Origin of the sequence: Microbacterium sp. Leaf351 (assembly GCF_001423825.1) — a bacterium.
GTDB lineage: Bacteria > Actinomycetota > Actinomycetes > Actinomycetales > Microbacteriaceae > Microbacterium > Microbacterium ginsengisoli.
The window spans coordinates 127,074-127,340 of the sequence record NZ_LMPK01000015.1; the positions used below are offsets into that span (position 1 = coordinate 127,074).

A 267-nucleotide genomic window follows, 5' to 3' on the forward strand; every position below is an offset into this window, starting at 1 on the left:
CGTAGCCGGGCGCCGCGACCGCGGGGCCGTGGTAGCCGTAGGGCACCAGGGCGATGTCGCCCGAGTGCACCATCGCGTCGATCTCGATGTCGCCCGCGGGAGACGAGTAGGTCGAGAACATGCCGAAGGCGGATGCCGCGGCTCCCCCGGCGGCGCCGCGCGCCGGCGCGGACTCGAAGTAGTAGATCTCCTCGAGCCGTGTCTCGTGACCGGGGTCGTGCTCGTCGTGCTTGTGCGGCGGGTACGATGACCAGTTCTCGGCGGGGG

The 267-nt window shown here is 71.5% G+C and carries 1 pseudogene; it reads right to left on the bottom strand.

The features are described from left to right. Window positions 1-267 (bottom strand): annotated as a pseudogene (locus ASG00_RS17375) (5-deoxy-glucuronate isomerase); the annotation flags it as partial.